This is a genomic window from Pelomonas parva, assembly GCF_043555835.1.
In the GTDB taxonomy this organism is placed as follows: Bacteria; Pseudomonadota; Gammaproteobacteria; order Burkholderiales; family Burkholderiaceae_C; genus Pelomonas; species Pelomonas parva.
Window position 1 is genome coordinate 795367 of the sequence record NZ_JBIGHV010000001.1, and the last position, 22535, is coordinate 817901.

General features: G+C 68.7%; 21 protein-coding genes. 14 read left to right on the plus strand and 7 right to left on the minus strand.

Features of this window, described 5'->3' with window-relative positions; translation table 11 throughout:
- Position 1: 1 nt before the first annotated feature.
- From ACG00Y_RS03265 to ACG00Y_RS03280, 4 genes are all read right to left on the minus strand, one after another.
- Positions 2-1387 (minus strand): MFS transporter, encoded by a 1386-nt coding sequence (locus tag ACG00Y_RS03265; RefSeq protein ID WP_394475923.1) that lies wholly within the window; start codon positions 1385-1387, stop codon positions 2-4.
- A gap of 48 nt (positions 1388-1435) precedes the next feature.
- Positions 1436-2245, minus strand: coding sequence for an alpha/beta fold hydrolase (locus ACG00Y_RS03270; RefSeq protein ID WP_394475925.1), 810 nt, complete (start codon positions 2243-2245; stop codon positions 1436-1438).
- A gap of 217 nt (positions 2246-2462) precedes the next feature.
- The gene (locus ACG00Y_RS03275) at positions 2463-4958 is read right to left on the minus strand and encodes a TonB-dependent receptor (RefSeq protein WP_394475928.1); all 2496 of its coding nucleotides are present in this window, start codon (positions 4956-4958) and stop codon (positions 2463-2465) included.
- 259 nt (positions 4959-5217) lie between these two features.
- Entirely contained in the window at positions 5218-6423 is a 1206-nt protein-coding gene (locus tag ACG00Y_RS03280) for an FAD-dependent oxidoreductase (RefSeq protein WP_394475929.1), read from the minus strand.
- Between the two features lie 228 nt (positions 6424-6651).
- On the opposite strand from ACG00Y_RS03280, the gene ACG00Y_RS03285 reads away from it, so the two are divergent.
- The 11 genes from ACG00Y_RS03285 (at position 6652) to ACG00Y_RS03335 (ending at position 16469) form a co-directional block, all read left to right on the plus strand.
- Entirely contained in the window at positions 6652-7056 is a 405-nt protein-coding gene (locus ACG00Y_RS03285) for a c-type cytochrome (RefSeq protein WP_394475931.1), read from the plus strand.
- Complete coding sequence (locus ACG00Y_RS03290) at positions 7053-8045, plus strand: VOC family protein (protein WP_394475933.1); 993 nt, start codon at positions 7053-7055, stop codon at positions 8043-8045. Before ACG00Y_RS03285 ends, ACG00Y_RS03290 begins: the two co-directional genes overlap by 4 nt.
- Positions 8046-8112: 67 nt before the next feature.
- Positions 8113-8790 (plus strand): isochorismatase family protein, encoded by a 678-nt coding sequence (locus ACG00Y_RS03295; RefSeq protein ID WP_394475934.1) that lies wholly within the window; start codon positions 8113-8115, stop codon positions 8788-8790.
- Positions 8787-9704 (plus strand): polysaccharide deacetylase family protein, encoded by a 918-nt coding sequence (locus ACG00Y_RS03300; RefSeq protein ID WP_394475935.1) that lies wholly within the window; start codon positions 8787-8789, stop codon positions 9702-9704. Before ACG00Y_RS03295 ends, ACG00Y_RS03300 begins: the two co-directional genes overlap by 4 nt.
- Entirely contained in the window at positions 9705-10640 is a 936-nt protein-coding gene (locus ACG00Y_RS03305) for a polysaccharide deacetylase family protein (RefSeq protein ID WP_394475938.1), read from the plus strand.
- Positions 10637-11590 carry a hydroxymethylglutaryl-CoA lyase gene (locus ACG00Y_RS03310; protein ID WP_394475940.1) on the plus strand — a complete coding sequence of 318 codons (954 nt, stop codon included), beginning with the start codon at positions 10637-10639 and terminating at the stop codon, positions 11588-11590. Before ACG00Y_RS03305 ends, ACG00Y_RS03310 begins: the two co-directional genes overlap by 4 nt.
- Entirely contained in the window at positions 11587-12774 is a 1188-nt protein-coding gene (locus ACG00Y_RS03315) for a CaiB/BaiF CoA transferase family protein (RefSeq protein WP_394475942.1), read from the plus strand. Before ACG00Y_RS03310 ends, ACG00Y_RS03315 begins: the two co-directional genes overlap by 4 nt.
- Positions 12771-14177, plus strand: coding sequence for a 3-isopropylmalate dehydratase large subunit (leuC, locus tag ACG00Y_RS03320; protein WP_394475944.1), 1407 nt, complete (start codon positions 12771-12773; stop codon positions 14175-14177). Before ACG00Y_RS03315 ends, leuC begins: the two co-directional genes overlap by 4 nt.
- Complete coding sequence (leuD, locus tag ACG00Y_RS03325; RefSeq protein ID WP_394475945.1) at positions 14178-14795, plus strand: 3-isopropylmalate dehydratase small subunit; 618 nt, start codon at positions 14178-14180, stop codon at positions 14793-14795.
- A 1-nt stretch (position 14796) separates the two neighbouring features.
- Complete coding sequence (locus ACG00Y_RS03330) at positions 14797-15639, plus strand: cupin domain-containing protein (protein WP_394475946.1); 843 nt, start codon at positions 14797-14799, stop codon at positions 15637-15639.
- The gene (locus ACG00Y_RS03335; protein WP_394475948.1) at positions 15639-16469 is read left to right on the plus strand and encodes an alpha/beta fold hydrolase; all 831 of its coding nucleotides are present in this window, start codon (positions 15639-15641) and stop codon (positions 16467-16469) included. The genes ACG00Y_RS03330 and ACG00Y_RS03335 overlap by 1 nt, the downstream gene beginning before the upstream one ends.
- A gap of 163 nt (positions 16470-16632) precedes the next feature.
- On the opposite strand, the gene ACG00Y_RS03340 is transcribed toward ACG00Y_RS03335, so the two are convergent.
- Complete coding sequence (locus ACG00Y_RS03340) at positions 16633-17334, minus strand: hypothetical protein (protein ID WP_394475949.1); 702 nt, start codon at positions 17332-17334, stop codon at positions 16633-16635.
- A 501-nt stretch (positions 17335-17835) separates the two neighbouring features.
- On the opposite strand from ACG00Y_RS03340, the gene ACG00Y_RS03345 reads away from it, so the two are divergent.
- Entirely contained in the window at positions 17836-20037 is a 2202-nt protein-coding gene (locus ACG00Y_RS03345; protein ID WP_394475950.1) for a beta-glucosidase, read from the plus strand.
- A gap of 31 nt (positions 20038-20068) precedes the next feature.
- On the opposite strand, the gene ACG00Y_RS03350 is transcribed toward ACG00Y_RS03345, so the two are convergent.
- Together ACG00Y_RS03350 and ACG00Y_RS03355 are read right to left on the minus strand one after the other, a co-directional pair.
- A complete protein-coding gene (locus tag ACG00Y_RS03350; RefSeq protein WP_394475952.1) occupies positions 20069-20383 on the minus strand; it encodes a helix-turn-helix domain-containing protein in 315 nt (104 codons plus the stop codon).
- A complete protein-coding gene (locus ACG00Y_RS03355) occupies positions 20367-20690 on the minus strand; it encodes a transcriptional regulator (RefSeq protein ID WP_394475953.1) in 324 nt (107 codons plus the stop codon). The genes ACG00Y_RS03350 and ACG00Y_RS03355 overlap by 17 nt, the downstream gene beginning before the upstream one ends.
- A gap of 148 nt (positions 20691-20838) precedes the next feature.
- Here ACG00Y_RS03355 and ACG00Y_RS03360 point away from each other — a divergent pair, with 148 nt between their 5' ends.
- The gene (locus ACG00Y_RS03360; protein WP_394475955.1) at positions 20839-21738 is read left to right on the plus strand and encodes a DUF4437 domain-containing protein; all 900 of its coding nucleotides are present in this window, start codon (positions 20839-20841) and stop codon (positions 21736-21738) included.
- The gene (locus ACG00Y_RS03365; protein WP_394475957.1) at positions 21735-22532 is read left to right on the plus strand and encodes a maleate cis-trans isomerase family protein; all 798 of its coding nucleotides are present in this window, start codon (positions 21735-21737) and stop codon (positions 22530-22532) included. Before ACG00Y_RS03360 ends, ACG00Y_RS03365 begins: the two co-directional genes overlap by 4 nt.
- Positions 22533-22535: the final 3 nt, after the last annotated feature.

Sequence of the window (22535 nt, forward strand, 5' to 3'; positions counted from 1 at the left end):
GTCATTTGCGGCGCAGGCCGAAGACCAGCAGGCTGATCACCATGCCGGCCGCCGGCACCACCGAGTACAGCAGCACGATGCTGGACACCACCTGCGGCGATTGCTGCGCCATGCCGGTGGTGGAGGACGCGAAGCCCGACAGGCTGAGCGCAAACCCCGCGAGCAGCGGGCCCACCGCAAAGGCCAGCTTCTCGATGGCAGAGAACACGCCGGACAGCAGGCCCTCGTCGTCCGGGCCGTCCTTGCCGGCTTCATCGTCGCCGCGCTTGATGGCGTCGGTCAGCAGCGACAGCATCAACAGCAGGAAGCCCGAGTTGGTGATGCCGATCACCACCGCGCGCAGCAGCACCCACAGGTGCTCGCTGGCCAGCGGGCCGAAGAAGGGCAACGTCAGCAGCACGTCGGTGCCCGGGCGCACCACCAGCCAGCTCAGCGTGACGCCGACCCAGCCGGCGCAGGCGAGCAGGAAGGCGCTGCGCTTGCCGATGCGCCGCGACAGGCCCAGCCAGAAGGGCTGGGCGGCCAGCGCCGCAGCCGACATCACCAGCACGAAGGGCAGCAGCAGGTCGATCTTGCCGATGGCGTAGATGAAGATGAAGGCCACCATCGTGTAGCTGCAGGCCAGCGAGCACGACTGGATGAAGTGCGTGCAGACCAGGCGCAGGTAGGGCTTGTTGCGGCGCGCCGCGCGCAGGCCGGCCGCCAGGCCGGTGGTGGCGACGGCGGCGGCGGTCGAGTTGATGGCACTGCGCAGCTGGCGGTGCAGCCCCAGCGGCGTGGCCAGCATCGTCACCAGGGACAGGCCGCCCAGGATCAGCGCCATGCCCCGCCAGCCCTCGGGGCCGCCGCCCAGATGGAACACCAGCGGTTGCGCCAGCCCCACGCTGAGGATCACGCCGACCACGGAGAACACCACCCGCCAGGTGAGGATGCGGGTGCGTTCATGCGGGTCGTCGGACAACTCCGCCGCCACCGCCAGATAGGGCACCGAGAAGGCGCTGAAAGCGGTGGAGGCCAGCGCAAACAGCACGCCGATGGCGACGGCCGCCATCACCGGCGACGAGAAGCCGGTGAACGAGAACAGCCCCATGAAGCCCAGCGCCGTCAGCAGCGCGCCGATCAACAGGAAGGGCGCACGGCCGACGCGGCTCTTGAGCCGGTCGGACCAGGCGCCCATCAGCGGGTCACACAGGATCACCCACAGCTTGGGGCCCAGCACCACGAAGCCCGACAACCAGGCCGGCACGCCCAGCAAGGTGGTCAGGAAGACCGGCAGCAGCACGGCGGGCGTGTCGCGGAAGACCTGCGCGCCGGTCTGGCCCACGCCGTAGGCCAGCATGGTGCGCAGCGACATGGCGGGTGGCCGCGTCGGAATGGGAGATGGCATGGAAAGTCCTGTGACGGTGCAGAGGTGGGGGCCGGGGTCGGCGCGGGCTCAGAGCGAATGGACGAAACCGGCCACCAGCGCTGACCAGGCGTCGGGCTGTTGGTCGACGATGTCCACCCCGCCGCCATCGAGCTCGGCGTAGGCGAAATCCGGGCGCAGGGCGCGCGCTCGCAGCGCAAGGTCGTAGATCATGTCGCCGGTGTTGGTGAGGATGAACGCGGGGTGCTTCACCTTCAGCAGGCTCAGCTCATGTCGGTACTGGAAGGCCGCATGGTGGCCATGCCAGTAGGCGCCCCGGCCCGACAGGGCCTGGATGACGTAGTCGCTCAGCCGGTGCAGCGGCACGCTGCCGGCGGCCATGCGTTCGCGGGTCTTGAACATCTCGGCGAGATGCTCGCCGCCGGGCAAGGCGGCAAAGGCCTGTTCCTGGACCGTGACCGTGGCGAGGAAGTTGCTGCGCTCCTCTTCGGTCAGCGGCAGCGGGCCGGCCAGCACCAGCGCGATGGCACGGTCGGGAAACTGCAGCGCCGCTTCGGTCGCCACCGCCGAGCCGGTGTGATGGCCCAGCATCACGGCCTTGTCCAGGCCGAGCGCATCCAGCACGGCCGGCGCGACGCGGGCGTAGTCCTCGACGCGCGGCACGAAGTCGGTCGGGTCGGACATGCCGAAGCCCGGCATGTCGACGCCGATGACCTGCAGGCCGTGCGCCGACAGCGGTCCATACACGCCGTCGAACTGGGCCGAGGTCATCGGCGCCTGATGGAACATCAGCACCGCAGGCCCCTGGCCGAGCACACGGTAGTGGACCTGCCCGAACGGGCCGTCTGCATAGGCCCGACGGGGCAACGGTGGATTCATCTGGATGGCCTTCAGGAATGCGTGGCAGCGGTTCAGCCGGTCGATCCGGGCGGGCGCGCCCGTGCATGATCGCCACGGCACTTGCCGCCACAAGCGCTGGGTAGCGCGCGATTCACCAGGTGAACAGCGCGTCGTCGGGTGACCTTGCTGGCGCCGAAAAAAGGCGCTCCGAAGAGCGCCTTTGGCAAGGCTGGCCAGCCAGCGCGCGAGCCGAAGCTCAGAAGCCGTAGCGAACGCGCACGCCGAACGTGCGCTCGTCCTGCACCGTCGTGAACAGGGCCTGTTGGGAGAAGTTGACCAGCGGCGTCAAGGTCAGGTTGACCGTGCGGCCCACCGTGACCCAGCCGCGGTTGTCCGTCAGGTTGCGCACGAACAGCTCCACGGACGTGTTGCCCTTCTCCACGCCGAGCCGGGCGTCCAGGCGGTGATAGGCGTCCGTCTGGCCGAAGTTGTAGTCCGTCTCCCATTGCTTGCCGACATAGGTCAGGTCGCCGCGCACGAAGCTGCTCCAGCCGCTGGGCAGGCCGAAGCGGTAGGTGGTGTTGGCGGACACCGTGACCTTGGGCACGCGCCCCAGGTCGTTGCCATCAAAGGCCACGGCGGTACCGGTCAGCGCCATGGCCCCGTTCGAGCCGTAGACCGACGCACCGGCGGCGTTGAACTTGTCCCAGGTGGCGCGCTTCAGGTCCAGGTAGGCACCGGCGGTCCAGCTGCTGCCGAGCTGGGCGTCGACCTGCAGCTCCAGGCCGCGGATCTTGGCGTCGTTGCCGAAGGTCACGCCGGAGCCCGTGGCAGTGAACGGACAGGCCGTGGTGCCGGTGGTCGTGCCGCAGCTGGCCGGGTTGAAGAGCGCGCTGGAGGACAGGCGGTTGTTCCACTTCTGGTCGTACACCGCGAGCGAGTACTGCAGGGAGTCCGACACGCGCTGCTTCACACCCAGCTCGATGGACTTGAGCTTGGGCTGGGGCGTGAAGTTGCCCAGGTCCGGGTAGATGCTCTGCATGTAGGCCTTGCCCGCCGCCGAGGCATTGACGTAGCCCGTGTTGACCGTCAACGGCTGCACGCCGCGCGCGACGTTGGCATAGATCGACAGGTCGGCGCTCGGCTTGAAGCGCACCGTCATGCGCGGCAGCCAGTTCTCCACGGTGTTGGAGAAGACGGTGCCTGCAAAGGTGGTGGACTCGATCTTGTCCTTCTGGCGACGGGTCTCGAACGAGGCCGTGATCTGCTGGGTGATGTCGTACTCGATGGAGCCGTAGAGGGCGGGCACCGACGAGTCGAGGTTGAGGTAGTTGCCGGAGTCGCGCACGGCGGCGGTGGCGCCGTAGGCACTGTTCAGGTTGAGCTGCGACAGCTGGTAGCGCGACTTGAAGTAGCTGGCGCCGATGACGCCGCGCAAGGCTGCGCGCGGGTTGGTGGACAGCCGCGCATCGACGGTCATGTCGTTCGTCGCATTGGTCTGCAGCGCGTAGAAGGCCTGCACCTTGCTGCGGTCCAGGTCGAAGATGCTGGCCGAGTTCGCTTCGTTGTAGCCAATGTTGAAGGAGGCCTCCATGTCCAGCGGCAGCGAGTAGCCGGCCTGCGCCGAGAAACGCTTGACCTCGCGGGCCATGCCGCCGTGGTCCAGGCGCGGCGCCTTGGCCAGGAAGGGATCGCTCAGGCTGTTGTTGACATAGGCCTCGTAGGCGGCGGCCGGGATGGCGGTGTTGGCATCGAAGACGCCACTGCCCACGCTCTTGAACGACGGGATGCTGCCGCAGAAGTACGCCGTGCCCGGCGTGTACTGCACGCGGCTGCCATCACGGCCGATGCCGCTGAAGGTCTGGCCGGCACAGCTGGTGTTGCCCGTGGCCCGGATGAGGGCCGTGGCCGCCATGGAGTCCTCGTCCTTCTGGTAGTGGCCACGCACGCGCACCCACAGGTCGTCGGTGGGCGAGAAGTGCAAGGTGCCGGAGATGAACTTGGTGCTCTCCGCGCCCAGGTCGCCGCCATCACTGGCGCGGTAGGTGGCCGCCTTGTTGCGCGAGCCGAACGAGATGCGGCCGTTCAGCAGGTTGTCGATGAGCGGGCCTTCGATGGTCACGTCGACATCGTTGGAGCCATGCTGGTTCAGCGACGCATTCACCGTGCCGCGCAGCACGCCGGCCGGTGGCTTGGTGATGAAGTTGACCGCGCCGCCAAAGGTGCTGCGGCCGAAGAAGGCATTCTGCGGGCCCTTGAGCACTTCAACCCGCGCCACATCGGTCATGCCGATGCTGGAGACGCCGCCCGAGATGAAGATGCCGTCGATGAAGATGCCGCCCGAGTTGTCCCACGGGAAGTTCAACTCGCCTTGCAGGCCGCGGAACGTCGTCACGCCGAAGGCACGGCCCTGGGCGCCCGAGCCCTGCGCGGAGGTGAAGTTGAAGCCGGCCTGCGTGGTCAGGTCCTTGATCTCGGTCGTGCCGCTGGCACGCAGTTCCTTGTCGGAGAACGACTGGATCGAGATCGGCACCTCCAGCAGTTTTTCGCTGCGCTTGCGGGCCGTGACGGTGACCGTCGGCAGTGCGTTGCTGCTCGTCGCTGCAGCGTCCGCCACGGCAGGCGCGGCGGCGGCTTCAGTCTGCGCGAGCGCCGGGGCGGTCAACAGGGCGCAGGCGAGCGCGACGGCGGTAGGAGCGAGCCATGGCTGGTGCGGCTGCTGCGATTGGCACAGGGGCTGATGCGATTGCATGTGTATTTCTCCGGGTTGCGTAGAGAGGACCGTGACGTGGGTGGTTCAGGCGCGACGCCTGTCTGGCCATCCGGGCTGGAGCGGTGATTTCTTGCTCGGGTTGGACGCGAATGTAGGCAGCCCCACCGATGCGCGTCGCCTTCTGTTTGCCTTCACTCGGCAGGTGGATAAGCGTCCGCCTGCGGGCTGTTTTCATGCTGCAGCGCAGTGCCTGCGAGCCTCCGCGCGGTGCCTCATGCCCCAGCCTGGCGAGGCGGGTTCATGCGATGGCCGCAGCCTGTTCGAGGCTCGTGAACATCGACTGCTTGAGCAGGTAGGTTCGGCGCGCGGCGCTGTCGTTCATCAGCTTGTTCATCGCCTCGCTGCGCTGCGCGCGGGCGTTGGCCCAGCCGTCGCGCATCAGCCGCGTGTTCTCTATCGTCTGGGCCTGCACGAAGTCATGCGTGATGGTGCGGCGCTGGCGCTCGTACAGCGCGATCTGTTCGGCCGCATCGGCGCCGTGGCGCAGCACGCGCACCAGCTTCTCGGTGGCGTTCATGGCATCGTGGATGCCGCTGTTCATGCCGAAGCCGCCCATCGGGCTGTTCAGGTGGGCCGAGTCACCGACCAGCAGGATGTTGCCAACGGCGAAGCGCTCGCAGACGCGCTGGTGCGCGCGGTAGATGGTGCGGTGGCGCGTGACGATGTCGCACTCGCGGCCCAGCATGCGGCCGAACACGCCGTTCTTGTACTCGTCCGACACCAGTTGCTCGTCGGTCAGGTCGGTCGGCGCCGGCACGAGGATGCGCCACAGGCCCGGCACGCGCAGCACCACCATCCACTCCTGCGGGTCGGAGATGTAGTTGACGTAGCTGAGGTCGTCGAAGGCCTCCTCGATGGGGTACTCGGTCGAGAAGCAGACGAACTTCTCGTCATACGTGAAGCCCGGGAACTGCAGGCCCAGCACCTTGCGCACGACGCTGCTGGCGCCGTCGGCAGCAATGAGGTGGCGGGCGCGCCAGCGCTCCACCGTGTTGGCGCTCTCGACATAGGCGGTCACGCCGTCGGCGTCCTGCTCGACGAACAGCACGCGCTGGCCCTGCAGCACGGTGGCGCTGGGCTGCAGCTTGAGCTGGGCGACGATGTTGGCCGTCACGCGGTGCTGCTCGCACTGGATGCGGAATGGGAAGCGCGTGCGGTCGGCGATCTCGCCCATGTCGAACGAGAAGACCTCGCCGGTCTGGCGGTCGCGGTACTGGTAGATCGGCGCCTTCAGACCCTGGCTGAACAGCGTGTCGGCCGCGCCGAGGTCGCTGAGGATCTCCAGCGTCGGTGCGTGATAGGTGGAGGCGCGCAGGTCGGTCGCGCTGCTGGACAGCGGCTCGATGGCGGCGACGGTGATGCCCTGGCGGGCCAGCGAGAGCGCGGCAGTGGCGCCGACCGGCCCGAGACCGGCGACCAGCACCTCGGTGTCGTGAGTGATCATGGGGAGAGATGCCTTCCAGGCTGCAGCAGAGATGCCCCATCCTGGCGCGCCACGGCGGCCGGGTCTTGCCTGGGTGCGCGGCCGTCCATCAGGCGGATAGGCCGGGGCCGCCGCAGCGACGGAGTTGCCGCAGCGTGAACAACGCAGCACGCCGCGCCGGGCCTACGCACCACCCCGCCCTAGCATCGGCAGCGACTCGCGTTCCCGGACTCATCCAAAGGTATGGACATGCTGCTGAAGACCTTGCGCCTCGCCCCGTTGGGCGCCACCTTGTTGTTCGCGCTGCTCGGCACGGGCGCCGCGCTGGCACAGCCGGCCGCCGATGCCGCCAGCATCAACAAAGGCAAGCGCCTGTACATGCGCTGCGCCGCCTGCCATGACACCGGCGACACCGGCCCCGCCCGCATCGGCCCGCACCTGAAGGGCCTGGTCGGCCGGCCCATGGGCAGCGTGCCGGGCTACAACTACTCCGCCGCGATGAAGGCCAAGCCGCTGGTGTGGGACGAGGCCCAGCTGAATGCCTGGCTGATCAAGCCGGCGGCCGTGGTGCCCGGCACCACGATGGCATTCGCCGGCATGCCTGACGCGGCCGAGCGCAAGGCGCTGATCGACTACCTGCGCACGATCAAGTGACGGCGGCGGCCGCCACCGGCGGCGACTTCCGCATCGACGGCTTCAACGAAGCCGTGCTGATCGTCCGCGACGAGCGCCCGCACCTGGCCTGCTGGGTCGGCAACGGCGGCTGGGTCGTGCGCCACCAGGGCGCTGTGGACCCGCGCCTGCTGGCCGCCTGGGGCCGCCCCGGCGCCAGCGGCCAGGAATGGCTGCTGGCCCACCCCGACTGCGACACCGGCTTCGTGCGCCTGCTGCGCCTGGAGGGTGCAGGCCCGCAGCACGACATCCGCGCCGATGACCAATGCTGGGACAGCGGCGGCATCTTCGACCTCAACGTGCGCGTGCTGGACGTCGACGCGATGGCCGCGCGCATGCGGGCGCTGCAATGGCACGGCGTGGCACCGCCCATCGCCTGGGACTTCGGCACGCTGGGCGTCAAGGAATGGCTGGTGCGCGGGCCGGACAACGTGCGCCTGGCGCTGATCGAGCGCCTGCATCCGCCGCTGGAAGGCTTCAGCCACCTGCGCGAGTTCAGCCAGGTCTTCAACTCCAGCCAGATCGTGCGCGACGTGGACGTGGCGCTGGCCTTCTACCGCGACGTGCTGGGTTTTCAGATCGCATCGCGCTATGAGTCGCCAGGCTTTGCGCCTGGGCCCAACCTGTTCGGCGCGCCGCCCGGCCTGGCCTCGCAGATCGGCCTGAAGCTGTGCATCGTGCATCCGCAGGGCAAGGTCGAGGGCTCGGTCGAGCTGGTGGCCGCGCCCGGCGCCGAGGGGCGCGACCTGTCCGCCGACGCCGGCCCGCCGCATTTCGGCATGGCGACGCTGCGCTTCCCGACGCGCGGCGTCGAGGCCCTGGCCCGCCATGTCGAAGCCGCCGGCCATGCGCTGGCGATGCCGCCGAGCACGGTCACGCTGGCGCCGCATGGCGAGGTGCGCCTGCTGGCGCTGCGGGCGCCGGATGGGGCCTGGCTGGAGTTCTTCGAGACGCCACTGCTCGCAGGCTGATCAGCCGCCCGGCCGGCTTTGTCGCTGCCGGCGCGCCTGCCTATCGTCCCCAGCAAAGGAGCGACGCATGGAAACATCCAACAAGACCGCCCGCGAGATCTGGGCCGACATCAAGGCCAACCCCCAGCGCGCCCGCTTCGGCTACGGCCGCAAGGCCGTGCTGGTGAACATCGATTTCCAGTGCGCCTACACGCGCGTCGACGAGTTCAAGACCGCCTACGAGACCGACCCGCGCCAGATCGAATACGTCAATGCGCTGGCCCAACGCTTTCGTGCGCTGGACTGGCCGGTCGTCTGGACCCATGTGGCCTATGCCGAATCGGCCGAGGATGCCGGCGTCTGGGGCACGCGCACAGACACGCCCGACTCGCTGCAGAACATCAAGCACGGCTCGCGCCGTGCGGCGTTCGACGAGCGCTGCGACATTGAGCACGGCCGCGACCTCGTCTATTGCAAGCGCATGCCCTCGCCCTTCTTCGAGACGCCGCTGCCCTCGCTGCTGGTCTGGCACCAGGTCGACACGGTGGTCATCACCGGCGGCTCCACCTCGGGCTGCGTGCGCGCAGCGGCTGTGGACTCGCTGTCGCGGGGCTACCGCACCATCGTTCCCGAGCAGTGCGTGGCGGACAAGCACGAGTCCTACCACTTCGCCAACCTGACCGACCTGATGCTGAAGTACGCCGATGTCGTCGACGTGAGCGAAACGCTGGGCTGGCTGGACGAGCGCGCGAAGGTGCCCGCATGAAGGCCGACACCGGCCACTACGACTACTGGCCCTACCTCGACCGGCCCAAGATCCGCTGGCCGGGCAACGCGCGCGTGGCCTTCTGGGTGGCGCCCAACATCGAGTTCTACGAGCTGAACCCGCCGGTCAACCCGTCGCGCGCCGCCTGGCCGCACCCGTCGCCCGCCGTGCCCGGCTACTCGATACGCGACTACGGCAACCGCGTCGGCCACATGCGGCAGATGAAGCTGCTGGACAAGTACGGCGTGCGCGGCTCGATCTCGCTGTCCACCGCGCTGTGCATCCACCATCCCGAGATCATCGCGATGTGCCGCGAGCGCGATTGGGAGTTCTTCAGCCACGGCATCTACAACACGCGCTACACCTACGGCATGTCCGAGGCGCAGGAGCGCTCGATGATCCTCGAGTCCATCGAGACCATCGCCCAGCACACCGGCCGCGCGCCGGCCGGCTACCTGGCGCCGGCGCTGTCGCACAGCGAGCACACGCTGGACCTCTTTGCCGAGCTGGGCGGCCTCTACAGCTGCGACCTCTTCCACGACGACCAGCCCACGCCGCTGCGCGTGCGCGGCGGCCAGCGCTTCGTGTCGGTGCCCTACTCGCTGGAGCTGAACGACACCATCGCCTACGTGGTCAACAAGATCGAGCCGCGCCGCTACGGCCAGATGATCAAGGACAGCTTCGACCGCCTCTACGCCGAGGGCGCCGAGAGCGGCACGGTGATGTGCATCCCGACGCACAACTACCAGGTCAGCTGCCCGCACCGGCTCAAGGCCTTCGAGGACGCGCTGGCCTACATCACCGGCCACAGCGATGTCTGGGTCACCACCGGCCGCGAGATCGCCGAGCACTACCTCGCGCACCAGCACGACGACGCGCTGGCCAGCATCGCAGCCAAGAACGGAGGCCGCTGAATGGCACTCGACCCCTCCCATCTGGACTACCCGCAGCGCCGCTACGGCATGGACCATGGGCGCTACGACTGGTCCCTGCTGACCGACCGGCCGCGCCTGCAATGGCCCGGCGGCAAGCCGCTGGCCGTGTGGATCAACGTGAGCCTGCAGCATTTCCCGATGAACCCATCGGCCAAGCTGAAGCTGCCCGGCTCCATGACCATGCCCTACCCCGACCTGCGCCACTTCACGCTGCGCGACTACGGCAACCGGGTCGGCATCTACCGCCTGCTGCGCGCCTTCGATGCCTATGGCGTGCGGCCCAGCTTTGCCATCAATGCCGAGCTGGCGCTGCGCTACCCGGCGCTGATGGCCGACATCCGCGCGCGCGGCGACGAGGTGCTGGGCCACTCGTGGTCCATGGACACACCGCATGTCGGCGGCCTGGCGGTTGACGAGGAGCGGGCCACCGTGCAGCGCTCGCTGGCCACGCTGCGCGAAGCCAGCGGCCAGCCCGTGCGCGGCTGGCTCAGCCCCGGCAAGCTGCAGAGCCCCCACACGCCCGAGCTGCTGAAGGCCGAAGGCATCGACTACTTCTGCGACTGGGTCAACGACGAGTTGCCCTATGCCTTCCACACCGCCCACGGCAGCCTGTGGAACCTGCCGCTGGCCACCGAGATCGAGGACCGCTTCGTCGTGATGGACAACCTGCATGCCGAGGCCTCATGGGCCGAACAGGTGATGGACGCCTTCGACCTGTTGCTGGCCGAGGCCCGCGAGCAGGGCGGCAGGCTGCTGAGCCTGTCGCTGCACCCCTGGGTGATGGGCCAGCCGCACCGCATCCAGCACCTGGAGACGGTGCTGCAGCACATCAGCGCGTCCAGCGAGGTCTGGCAGGCGTCGCCCGGCGAGATCATCGATGCCTTCGCCGCCCAGCAGCTGGAGGTGGCGGCATGACCGACAGGGATGTCCTCATCAGCGAGGTGGGCCCGCGCGACGGCCTGCAAAGCATCTCGGCCATCATGCCCACGGCGGCCAAGAAGGCCTGGATCAGCGCCGCAGCCGCAGCCGGCGTGGCCGAGATCGAAGTCGGCTCTTTCGTGCCGGCCCACATCCTGCCGCAGCTGGCCGACACGGCCGAGATCGTCGCCCATGCGCGCACCATCCCCGGCCTGAACGTCGCCGTGCTGGTGCCCAACTTCAAGGGCGCGCAGGCGGCGGTGGCGGCCGGCGCGCACAAGATCACCATCCCGCTGTCGGTCAGCGAGACGCACAGCCTGCGCAACGTGCGCCGCAGCCACGCGCAGATGCTGGACGAGGTGCGCCAGATCTCGACCCTCATCCAGAGCCTGCCGGTAGGGCAGCGCCCGCACCTGGAGGGCAGCCTGTCCACCGCCTTCGGCTGCACGCTGGAAGGCGTGGTGCCGGAGAAGCGCGTGCTGGAGCTGGCCGTGGCGCTGATGGAAGCCGGCTGCGACGAGGTGGGCCTGTCCGACACCACCGGCTATGCCAACCCGGCCCAGGTGCGGCGGCTGACGCGCGCGGTCTGGTCGGCCGTGGGCCGCGACCAGCTGACCGGCATCCACCTGCACAACACGCGCGGCCAGGGCCTGGCCAATGTGGTGGCGGCGCTGGACGTGGGGCTGACGACGCTGGACGCGTCACTGGGTGGCCTGGGCGGCTGCCCCTTCGCGCCCGGTGCCAGCGGCAACATCGTCACCGAAGACCTGGTCTTCATGCTCGAAGCCATGGGCCTGCGCACCGGCATCGACCTCGAGGCCTTGTTCGCCACGCGCGAACTGCTGGCCGCTGCGCTGCCCGGCGAGCCGCTGTACGGCCTGACGCCGCTGGCCGGCCTGCCCAAGGGCTTCGTGCCCGCCACTCCCCAGAAGAAGAACGACGCATGACGACACAGCAAGACCTGCCCCTCTCGGGGCTGAAGGTGATCGAGTTCACCCACATGGTGATGGGCCCCAGCATCGGCCTGATCCTGGCCGACATGGGCGCCGACGTCACCAAGGTGGAGCCCGTCGAGGGCGACAACACGCGCCGCCTCAGCGGCTCGGGCGCCGGCTACTTCGCGATGTACAACCGCAACAAGAAGAGCCTGGCAATCGACCTGAAGTCCGAGACGGGGCGCCGGCTGGTGCTGGAGCTGCTGGCCGACGCCGACGTGCTGGTCGAGAACTTCCGCGGCGGCGCAATGGAGGCGCTGGGCTTCGGCCATGAGGCGCTGGCCAAGGCCAACCCGCGGCTGATCTACTGCTCGGGCAAGGGCTTCCTGGCTGGCCCCTACGAGAACCGCACCGCGCTGGACGAAGTGGCGCAGATGATGGGTGGCCTAGCCTACATGACCGGCCTGCCGGACCGGCCCATGCGCGCGGGTGCATCGGTCATCGACGTGACCGGCGCGATGTTCGGCGTCATCGGCATCCTCGGCGCGCTGGCGCAGCGCCAGCGCACGGGCCTGGGCCAGCAGGTCACCACGTCGTTGTACGAGACCACCGCCTTCCTCGTCGGCCAGCACATGGCGCAGTTCGCGTCCACCGGCGTCGCCGCGCCGCCCATGTCCATCCGCCAGTCGGCCTGGGCCGTGTACGACGTGTTTGAGGCCGGCGACGGCGAGCGCGTGTTCGCCGCCGTCGTCAGCGACACGCAATGGCGCAAGTTCTGCGAGTCCTTCGGCTTCACCGACTTCCTGGCCGACGCCAGCCTGGCCAGGAACACCGAGCGCGTGCGCCAGCGCGAGCGCACGCTGCCCATCATCCGCGAGCGCTTCAAGCAGTTCGACAAGGCCGCGCTGATGGCCAAGCTGGAGGAAACCGGCCTGCCCTTTGCGCCCATCGCCAAGCCCGAGGAGCTGTTCGACGACCCGCACCTGAACGCCGCTGGCGGCCTGGTGCCGTTGACGCTGCCCGACGGCCGCACCACCAAGCTGCCGGCCCTGCCCATCGCGATGGCCGGTCGCCGCTTCGGCTTGCGTCATGACCTGCCCGGCATCGGCGCCGATGGCAGCGCGCTGCTGCTGGCTCGTGGCCTGAGCCAGGCGGATGTCGACGGGCTCGTCGCGCAAGGCGTGCTGCATCCATGAGCGGCTTGTCGTTGTTTGAGAAGCTCTGGCGCCAGCACCTGTTGGCCGAGCTGGACGAGGGCGACAGCCTGATCCACATCGACCGCGTCTTCCTGCACGAGCGCACCGGCGGCGTCGCGCTGCAGGCGCTGGCCGAGGCGGGGCACCGCGTGCGCAACCCGCAGCTGGCCTTTGCGACGCTGGACCACATCGTCGACACCTTCCCGGGCCGCAGCGACAACACCTTGATGCCCGGCGGCGAGGCCTTCATCCGCATCACGCGCGAGCAGACGGCCAAGAGCGGCATCCAGCTCTTCGACCTCGGCGACGAGCGCCAGGGCATCGTCCATGTGGTGTCGCCGGAGCAGGGCATCGTGCTGCCCGGCGCCACCGTCGTCTGCCCCGACAGCCACACCTGCACGCAGGGCGCTTTAGGCGCGCTGGCCTGGGGCATCGGCTCGTCGGAAGCCGAACATGCGCTGGCCACGCAGACGCTGCGCGTGGTCAAGCCGAAATCGATGCGCGTGACCTTCGACGGCCAGCTGCCGCAAGGCGTCACCGCCAAGGACATGATCCTGGCGCTGATCGCGCGCGACAGCGCCTCGGGCGCGCGCGGCTCGGTGGTCGAGTTTGCCGGCGAGGCCGTGCAGCGCCTGAGCGTCGAGGCGCGCATGACGCTGTGCAACATGGCGGTCGAGTTCTCGGCCTTCACCGGCCTCATCGCGCCCGACCAGGCCACGCTGGACTATGTGCAGGGCCGGCCCTTCGCGCCCAAGGGCGAGGCCTGGGAACGCGCGGCAACAGCCTGGCGCGAGCTGCGCAGCGACGCCGATGCCCGCTTCGACTTCGAGACACGGCTGGACGTCGGCGCGCTCAGCCCCATGCTGACCTGGGGCACCAGCCCGCAGCACGCCATTGGCGTGGGCGAGTGCGTGCCCGACCCGGCCTCGGCGGCAGACGGCGCCACCCGCGCAGCGATGGACAAGGCGCTGGCCTACATGGGCCTGCAGGCCGGCCAGCCGCTGGCCGGCACGCCCATCGATGCCGCCTTCATCGGCTCCTGCACCAACAGCCGCCTGTCCGACCTGCGCGCCGCCGCCGCCGTGCTGCGTGGCCGCAAGGTGGCCGCCGGCGTCAAGGCCATCTGCGTGCCGGGCTCCACGCAGGTCAAGCTCGCCGCCGAGGCGGAGGGCCTGCACCAGGTGTTCCTGGATGCCGGCTTCGAGTGGCGCGAGTCGGGCTGCTCGATGTGCTTCTTTGCCGGCGGCGAGAGCTTCGGGCTGCAGCAGCGCGTTGTCAGCACCACCAACCGCAACTTCGAGAGCCGCCAGGGGCCGCAGACGCGCACGCACCTGGCCAGCCCGATCACGGTGGCGGCCTCGGCCATCGCCGGCTGCATTGCCGACCCTCGCAGGCTGACGTAGATGGACAAGTTCACCACACACACCGGCGTGGCCGCGGCCCTGCTGCGCAGCAACATCGACACCGACGCCATCATCCCGTCGCGCGAGATGAAGACCGTCTCCAAGACCGGCCTCGCGGGCGGCCTGTTCGCCGGCTGGCGCTACGTGCAGGCGCGCGAGCCCGACCCCAACTTCGTGCTGAACCGCGTGGTGCAGCGCGGCAGCAGCATCCTGCTGGCCGGTGCCAACTTCGGCTGCGGCTCGTCGCGCGAGCATGCGGTCTGGGCGCTGAAGGAGTACGGCATCCGCGCCATCATCGCGCCCAGCTTTGGCGCCATCTTTGCCGGCAACTGCGTGCGCAACGGCCTGCTGCCCGTGGTGTTGCCGGAGGCGCAGATCGCCGCAATGGCAGCGTCCACCTCGGCCGACCCGCAGGGCCGCCGGCTGAACGTCGACCTGCAGCGCTGCGTGGTGACGGACGCAGCGGGCAACGCCTACCCCTTCGAGCTGGCGGCCAGCCAGCGCGAGATGCTGCTGCAGGGGCTGGACCCGATCGCGCTGACGCTGCAGTCGAGCGCAGCCATCGAGGCCTTCCAGGCCAAAGACCGCCAGGCCCGGCCCTGGATCTATCTCGACTGACATGCTCAACCGCCCGCACACCGAGTTCGTCCAGTCGCAGATGCTGCCGTGGCGCCGCATCCCGCCTGGCGCGGCGCGGCCCGACGCCGAGTACAAATACCTCAGCCGCGACGCCGACACCGGCGCCTGCACCTGCCTGATCCGCTACGCGCCCGGGTGGGCGCGGCTGGCCGACGAGCGCCTGAATGCGGGCGAAGAGTTTTACGTGCTGGAAGGCGAGATCGAGATCAACGGCCTGCGCTTCGGCGCCGACCACTACGGCCAGGTGCCGCGAGGCCTGCTGCGCCACTCGATGTCCACGCTGCGCGGCGCCGTGGTGCTGACCTTCTTCGACGCCCGGCCCGAGTTGGGGCCGACCGTGGCGGCAGAAGCTGCAGCCATCGAGCAGCGCGACGTGCTGCACATGCCCTGGGACATGCGGCTGAACGACCAGAAGCTCGCCCACCTGGGCATCTCGCGCAAGGACCTGCGCGCCGACCCGGTGACGGGCGAGCGCACGTTCCTGTCGATGATGCTGCCGCACTCCGAACCGCCCGGCTCGCAAGGCCCGCGCGAGTCGCATCCGGTCGTCGAGGAGTGCTTCGTCATCGCCGGCTCCCTGGTCGGCCCTCATGGCGAGATGCATGCCGGCGCCTACTTCTGGCGCCCGCCCGGCATCCCGCACGGGCCCTTCGGCACGCGCTGGGGCTGCGTCGCGCTGATCCGCTTCGTCGGCGGCTGGCACATCAACATCTGGACAGCCGACGAAGCGCCGTTCGACTTCCACCAGCCCTACGCACCCGTGCTGCCGGCCGAGATGGGCCATCTGCGCGACCTGCCCTGGCAGCCGGCGCGGGGCTATTGATGACGATGTGGATCGACCGACATTTCCTGCGCCTGGCCGATGGCAGGCTGGCCCACTACCGCGTGGCCGGTGAAGCCCGGCCGGGCGAGCTGCCACTGCTGCTGGCCCACGCCGGGCCGGGCTCGTCGGCGGGCCTGGTGCCGCTGATCCAGCAACTGGCCCCGCACCGCCGCGTCATCGCGCCGGACATGCCCGGCAACGGCGACTCCGAGCCGCTGCCGATGGCCGCGCCCTCCATGGCCGACTATGTCGAGCAGATGGTCGAGCTGCTCGACCGGCTCGGCATCGCCCAGGTCGACTTCTGCGGCCAGCACACCGGCGCCCACATCGGCCTGGAGCTGGCGCTGCGCCACCCCACGCGCGTGCGGCGCCTGATGCTGGACGGCCTGGGGTTGTTCGAGCCCGAGCTGCGCGCGCAGATGGTGGCCCGCTACGCGCCGCCCATCACGCCGGACGACTTCGGCGGCCACCTCGCCTGGTCCTGGCATTTCGTCGAAGGCATGTTCCTGCACTTCCCCTACCACCTGCCCGACCCCGCGCACCGCCTGCACCGCAACGCCGTGCCGCCCGCTGCCGCCCGACAGGCCCTGGTGGTGGACCTGCTGAAGGCCTTGCCCAGCTACCACCTGGCCTACCACGCCGTGTTCGCCCACCCCACCGCCGAGCGCCTGCCGCTGCTGACCCACCCGACCTTGCTGATGGCCGACGACGGCGACCCGCTGGGGATCTACCTCGATGCGGCTGCCGCGCTGGTGCCGGGGAGTGTGAAGGTGCGGATGGCGCGGGACGCGCGGGCGGGGGTGATGCTGGGCTTTGTGGCGGGCGGCTGAGCCGCACTGGCGCCGCCGGCTCGACACTGCGGCTCGCAGTGCGCGAAGGCTATCGACCCGGAGCGGACTTCCGTTTTACCTGAAGCGCTGCCCGAAAGCGGGCGCTCAACGTGAAAGTGAGCGGCCTGCGCGACTGTTTGCGCAAGTCCTCTCGACTGAATGGCTAGCCTGCACCGCCTGCGTCTTCGATACCGAATAGCGATCTCAATTCTGAGAGCGAATAGCAGCGAACAACGACCGGCACTGGATTCTTGGCGAACATCGCGACCAGTAGCTCACGAGTTCGTCCGACTTGCTCGGCGTCCTCAAAGACAAGGGCGAGGATGATTTGCGCATCGGGCCAGCCATAGGTTCGAACTGACTGAGTTAGTCGAGTGATCGACTCCTGGAAGCGGTGACCAGGGCCACCTCTTGAGACGTACTTAACTTCGACCACGCTCACTCGGCCAGAAGAGAGAAAGATTCCGTCGAATCCGTCATCCCTTCCTGCAGTCACCTGCCGATTGATTGGAGACCCGTACTCAGTCTGGATCGCGCGAAGCACCAAGTCTTCTGCTTGCAGGAAGCGACTCTTTGTGATGCGAGCGAGGTTCGACGGTTCCAAGTGCTCACTATCGACCGACAGCTTGGGAGGCGGCGTGGCTTCCTTGATCTCATTAGTCAGCTTGGCCTCAACCTTCACAGGATCTTGAGGCTTCAGTTGCTCGCTCAGCTCGAATGGGCCAGCCTTGATCGTGCTACCAGCATCGACCCGCCTGCCTAGAGCGGTAAGGAGGTCGTAAATCGGTCGATGAAAGCGCCAAACAATGCCACCGGCCAGTGCGACCCAGAGGATGGTCTGTAGCAAGGGGGCTATGTGCTCCATGGTGCTTGTGCAGGCTAACGTGCTATCGACAGTCTCCGTAATGTAGACCCGTGCCGCGTCATGCGTACCGCGTCGGCACGGGCAAGTACTTGATCCATCGGAACAATCGGCTGCCGACTGCTGGCGAACACCGTGCGTCGCTGTCTGCGTAATGACTCAGCGGATGCGGGCCCAACCCGTTGCTCACGGCCTGTCCAGGCCTGGCCGTGAGCTGCTGCCGGCTGCTGGCGGCGCTGTACGCGCCGATTCACGCCGTTCGGCTGACCAGGGACGACCGGCGCCGCAAGGCTCAATCCGACACGGACTCAGGCCGGTGCCCTGCCGGCGCTCCCGCCGCCTGGGCGCCCAACCGATGCCAATTTCACCAACTGGTGAACACCGCGCCACCCGCGCTATCGGCTCGCTGGGCCTCAATGTCAGCATCCGCGCACCACTGGGCCGGCGCACGCGCGTGGTCGGCTCATTCCCGGTTTCCCGGATGACTGCCCGAGCCCGCCGCCCATGAAACACCGCAAGCCACTGCTGCTCCTCGTTCCCGCCCTGCTCTGCGCCACCGCCAACGGCGCAGCCAGCGCCGCCAGCACCCCGAACCGCGAGGACCCCGACGCCCGCGCCGCGCGCGTCGAGGCACAGATGACCGATGCCGAGCGCATGAGCTTGCTGGTGGGGGTGATGCCCATCCTTATCCCGGGGCTGAAGGCCGACATCCCGCCCGGCGTGCCCGCTTCTGCCGGCCATGTGCCGGGCGTGCCGCGCCTGGGCGTGCCGCCGCAACTGGCGACCGACGCCAGCCTGGGCGTGACCAACCCCAATCTCGCCCGCCCCGGCGATGTCGCCACGGCCATGCCGTCCGGCCTGGCGCTGGCCTCGTCCTTCGACCCTGGACTGGCCGCGCGCATCGGCGCCTCGGTGGCGCAGGAGGCGCGCGCCAAGGGCTTCAACGTGCTGCTGGCCGGCGGGCTGAACCTGGCGCGGGACCCGCGCAACGGCCGCAACTTCGAGTACCTGGGCGAAGACCCGCTGCTGGCCGGCGTGCTGGCCGGGCATTCGATCCAGGCGATCCAGGCGCAGGGCGTGGTGTCGACCATCAAGCACTTCGCGCTGAACGGCCAGGAGACGCTGCGTTTCTATGCCGACTCGGTGATCGCCGAGGCGCCGCTGCGCGAGAGCGAGCTGCTGGCGTTCCAGATCGGCATCGAGATCGGCCAGCCGGGCTCGGTGATGTGCGCCTACAACCTCGTCAACGGCCACAAGGCCTGCGGCAATGACCACCTGCTCAACACCGTGCTCAAGCGCGACTGGGGCTACAAGGGCTGGGTGATGTCGGACTGGGGCGCCGTCAGCGGCGCCGAGTTCTTCAACGCCGGCCTGGACCAGCAGGCCGGCAGCCAGTTGGACCGCCAGGTCTGGTTCGGCAAGCCGCTGCAGGCGCTGATCGACGCCGGCAAGGTGAGCAAGGCACGCGTGTCGGACGCCGTGCGGCGCATGCTGCGCAGCTTCTATGCGCTGGGCATAGAAGCGCCCTACGCACCGCAGCCCATCGACTACAAGGCCAACGCCCAGGTGGCGCTGGCGGCCGCGCGGGCCGGCCTGGTGCTGCTGAAGAACGAGGGCGGCCTGCTGCCGCTGGACAAGTCGGCAAAGAGCATCCTGGTCGTCGGTGGGAATGCCGACTTCGGCGTGCTCTCGGGCGGCGGCTCCAGCCAGGTGTTCTCCAGCAACGGCAAGCCGCGTTTCGTCGGCGGCGATGTCGATGACCCATCGACCACCTTCACGCGCCAGGTCTACACACCCAGCGCGCCGCTGGCCGCGCTGAAGGCCGCGCTGCCCCAGGCCAAGTTCCGCTTCAACTCGGGCTACTCGCCGGACACGGCGGCGGCCTATGCGGCGCAGGCGGACCTGGTCATCGTGTTCGCCACCAAATGGGAGGGCGAGGCCTACGACTCCGGCTCGCTGGCGTTGCCGCAAGGGCAGGACGAGCTGATCGCCAAGCTGGCCGCGGCCAACAAGCACGTCGTCGTCGTGCTGGAGACTGGCAACCCGGTCACCATGCCCTGGCTGCGCGACGTGCGCGCGGTCGTGCAAGCCTGGTACCCGGGCCAGGAGGGCGCGCAGGCAATTGCCGAGGCGCTGACGGGCGCCATCAATCCTTCGGGCCGGCTGCCGGTCAGCTTCCCGCAGTCCATCACGCAGTGGCCGCGCGCGGCGCTGCCCGGCATCGGCCTGGTCGAGCGCACGCCGGTCAAGGTGGTCTATGACGAAGGCGCCGATGCGGGCTACCGCTGGTTCGCCAAGACCGGCCTGGCGCCGCTGTTCCCCTTCGGCCACGGCCTGAGCTACACGCGCTTCGAGCACAGCGCAGCGAGCGTGCGCCACGACAAGGGCGTCGTCGAGCTGGGCCTGACGGTCAGCAACGCCGGCGCAATGTCCGGCGCCGATGTGCCGCAGGCCTACCTGGTGGCCCGCAATGGCCAGAAGCTGCAGCGGCTGGTGGGTTTCCAGAAGGTGGCGCTGGAGCCCGGCCAGCGGCAGACGGTGAGCCTGCGCGTCGACTCGCGCCTGCTGGCCGACTACCGCGAAGAAAAGGGCCTGGGCGGCTGGACCGTACCGGCCGGCACCTACACCTTCGCCTTCGGCAAGAGCGCGGCCGACCTGGGTGCGCCAGTCGAGGTGAAGCTGCCGGCGCAGCGGCTCAAGCCCTGATCGGCCTGCCGCTGGAGCAGTCGGTTTGGCCTCACTGCGCCGAGACCGCGAGAACCGCCTTCGGATTGGTGCGCGCGATGGCCAGGAGCGTCCGAGCCGCACCGCTTGGCTGCTTTCGCCCTTGTTCCCAGCCCTGGAGCGTGCGAACGGAGACGCCCAGCAAGCTGGCGAACTGGGACTGGGAAAGACCCGTGGCCTCCCGTGCCTCTGTGGCAGAAGAGACCACCACCTTGCCCTTGCCTGCCTTCATGTCCTTGATGGACTGCAGGGTCTCCGCGCCGATGTCTCGCTTCGCTTCAAACGCAGCGAGCTCGGCGGGGTTGAGCTTCCTAGACTTTGAGGGCACGACAAATCTCCTTGAGTGTGCCGAGGGAGATGCTCCCCGACTCGGACTTTGCATAAAGCGTGAGCAGATAGATCTCACCCGCTTCGTTCCGGGTGAGGTAGACGATCCTGACGCCACCCGACTTGCCCGTTCCTTCCCGAACCCAGCGCACCTTGCGGACGCCACCGGAGCCACGAACGACGGCGCCGGCTTCTGGGTTCAGCGCAATGAAGGACGCGAACTCGGCGCGCTCATCTTCGTCCCAGTAGCGGGGCCACAGCTTCCGAAAGATGGGGCTCTCGACGACGGTCGAGCATGCCGCAACCATACGCCCAAAGCGTATAGCGGCCAACTTGCCCCGGCCTCGGGGCTGAGCCTTCCATTCAACAGGCGGACACGGCTGCAGCCTCGATTGGCTTGGCGGCAGCCGCCCGCAATCATCACCGCATCCCCACGCTGACACGAGGTAACCCGCCATGCGACCGCATGTAGAGCTCATCGACGAGAAAGACCTGATCTGGCACCCGGCCGAACTGCCGCACGGCAGCGGCGAGGCGCGCCAGCGCAACCTGAACTATTGCGAAGAGAAGGGCGAGGCCTCGCTGCTGGTGGAGTTCACCAGCGACTGGAGCCGCCCGGCCGGCCTGCATGCCGCTCAGACGGAGTGGTATGTGCTGTCGGGTGAAGTCACTGTCGGCGACCAGGTGCTGGTCAAGGACGACTACCTGATGGCCCCGCAAGGCGTGCTGATGCCCGCCGTGAAGGCCAAGGCCGGCACGCGCATCCTGCTGTTCCGCGAGTACGCCGACTGGGCCTTCACGCCGGGCAACGCGCACGGCGCGAACCGCAACCCGGCGCACGAGCTGGTCATCAAGCAGGCCAGCAAGATGGACTGGTACGACGTGACCCACCCGACGCACGGCAGCCCGATGGACTTCTCGCGCGGCGGCACGCCGGTGCCGGGTCTGTTCATCAAGCTGCTGCACCACGACAAGGTGACCGGCTTCTACACGCGGCTGATCCATGCCAAGGCGAACTGGAAGGAGCATCCGCTCGCCCACCACCCCTGCTACGAAGAGGCCTTCACGCTGGAAGGCAGCTTCGAATACAACTTCGGCACCATGTACCCGGGCACCTACTTCTTCCGCCCGGCCGGTGTGCGCCATGGCGACTTCGTGGCCGGCGACGAAGGCACGACCTGGCTGCTGCGCTGCGACGGCCGGCTGGTCGACTGGTACACGGACAACGCCCGTGTCGAGATGCATGGCGACCCCGTCAACTGGGGCCCCGACTTCCCCGGCAGCGAGCCGCCGGTGATGCTGCAGGCGACCCGCTCCCGTTCCGTTGGCCCCATGAAAGATCCGCACTACGTATGAGCACCATCGCCAAACCCGTCCCCCGCCCCCAGGGCCGCGACACCTGCGGCTGGCGCAAGGTCTTCGCCGTGTTCGGCCCCTCCACCAACACGGTGGTGGAGCCCGAGTTCGCAGCCATGCGCCCGGCCGGCGTGACCAACCAGTACCGCGACATCTACATCGAGAACGCCAAGGCGCTGTCGGACGAGACCTTCATGGCCGGCATCGACATCCTGCAGGGCGCCGTCGATGCGGCGGTGCGCACGGCCATGACGGCCGAACCCGACTACATGGTGATGGGCGTCTCGGCCGTCTCCTTCGTCGGCGGCGCCGAGGCCTGCCACGCCCAGCTCAAGCACCTGCGCGAGATCAGCGGCAAGGAGTTCAGCGTCGGCCCGATCAGCTGCGTGGAGGCGATCAAGGCCTACGGCGGCATCCGCCGCGTGGCCGTGATCTCGCCCTACTACCCCGTGGCCAACGAGCATGTGCGGCGCTTCTTCAGCGACTACGGCATCCAGCAGGTACGCGACACGCCGCTGCGCTGCAAGAGCTGGACCGACATCTCGCGCGTCACCGAGCCGCAGCTGGCCCGGGCGCTGATGGAGCTCGACGGCGACGACATCGACGCCATCGTTCAAGTGGGCACCAACCTGTCGATGGCGCGGCTGGCACCGTATGCCGAGGCCTTCCTCAACAAGCCGGTCATCGCCATCAACACCGCGACCTACTGGCATGCGCTGCGCACCAACGGCATCCTGGACGGCGTCGACGGCTTCGGCCCGCTGCTGCAGCACCTGGATCTGAAGCGCGACTGACGC

Excerpts from the sequence above, each read along its gene's own strand:
- ACG00Y_RS03275 (WP_394475928.1), bottom strand. The coding sequence starts at position 4,958 with ATGCAATCGCATCAGCCCCTGTGCCAATCGCAGCAGCCGCACCAGCCA.
- ACG00Y_RS03355 (WP_394475953.1), bottom strand. The coding sequence starts at position 20,690 with ATGGTTGCGGCATGCTCGACCGTCGTCGAGAGCCCCATCTTTCGGAAG.
- ACG00Y_RS03270 (WP_394475925.1), bottom strand. The coding sequence starts at position 2,245 with ATGAATCCACCGTTGCCCCGTCGGGCCTATGCAGACGGCCCGTTCGGG.
- ACG00Y_RS03285 (WP_394475931.1), top strand. The coding sequence starts at position 6,652 with ATGCTGCTGAAGACCTTGCGCCTCGCCCCGTTGGGCGCCACCTTGTTG.
- ACG00Y_RS03335 (WP_394475948.1), top strand. The coding sequence starts at position 15,639 with ATGACGATGTGGATCGACCGACATTTCCTGCGCCTGGCCGATGGCAGG.
- ACG00Y_RS03365 (WP_394475957.1), top strand. The coding sequence starts at position 21,735 with ATGAGCACCATCGCCAAACCCGTCCCCCGCCCCCAGGGCCGCGACACC.
- ACG00Y_RS03300 (WP_394475935.1), top strand. The coding sequence starts at position 8,787 with ATGAAGGCCGACACCGGCCACTACGACTACTGGCCCTACCTCGACCGG.
- leuD (WP_394475945.1), top strand. The coding sequence starts at position 14,178 with ATGGACAAGTTCACCACACACACCGGCGTGGCCGCGGCCCTGCTGCGC.
- ACG00Y_RS03315 (WP_394475942.1), top strand. The coding sequence starts at position 11,587 with ATGACGACACAGCAAGACCTGCCCCTCTCGGGGCTGAAGGTGATCGAG.
- ACG00Y_RS03345 (WP_394475950.1), top strand. The coding sequence starts at position 17,836 with ATGAAACACCGCAAGCCACTGCTGCTCCTCGTTCCCGCCCTGCTCTGC.
- ACG00Y_RS03295 (WP_394475934.1), top strand. The coding sequence starts at position 8,113 with ATGGAAACATCCAACAAGACCGCCCGCGAGATCTGGGCCGACATCAAG.
- leuC (WP_394475944.1), top strand. The coding sequence starts at position 12,771 with ATGAGCGGCTTGTCGTTGTTTGAGAAGCTCTGGCGCCAGCACCTGTTG.
- ACG00Y_RS03305 (WP_394475938.1), top strand. The coding sequence starts at position 9,705 with ATGGCACTCGACCCCTCCCATCTGGACTACCCGCAGCGCCGCTACGGC.
- ACG00Y_RS03330 (WP_394475946.1), top strand. The coding sequence starts at position 14,797 with ATGCTCAACCGCCCGCACACCGAGTTCGTCCAGTCGCAGATGCTGCCG.
- ACG00Y_RS03265 (WP_394475923.1), bottom strand. The coding sequence starts at position 1,387 with ATGCCATCTCCCATTCCGACGCGGCCACCCGCCATGTCGCTGCGCACC.
- ACG00Y_RS03340 (WP_394475949.1), bottom strand. The coding sequence starts at position 17,334 with ATGGAGCACATAGCCCCCTTGCTACAGACCATCCTCTGGGTCGCACTG.
- ACG00Y_RS03360 (WP_394475955.1), top strand. The coding sequence starts at position 20,839 with ATGCGACCGCATGTAGAGCTCATCGACGAGAAAGACCTGATCTGGCAC.
- ACG00Y_RS03310 (WP_394475940.1), top strand. The coding sequence starts at position 10,637 with ATGACCGACAGGGATGTCCTCATCAGCGAGGTGGGCCCGCGCGACGGC.
- ACG00Y_RS03280 (WP_394475929.1), bottom strand. The coding sequence starts at position 6,423 with ATGATCACTCACGACACCGAGGTGCTGGTCGCCGGTCTCGGGCCGGTC.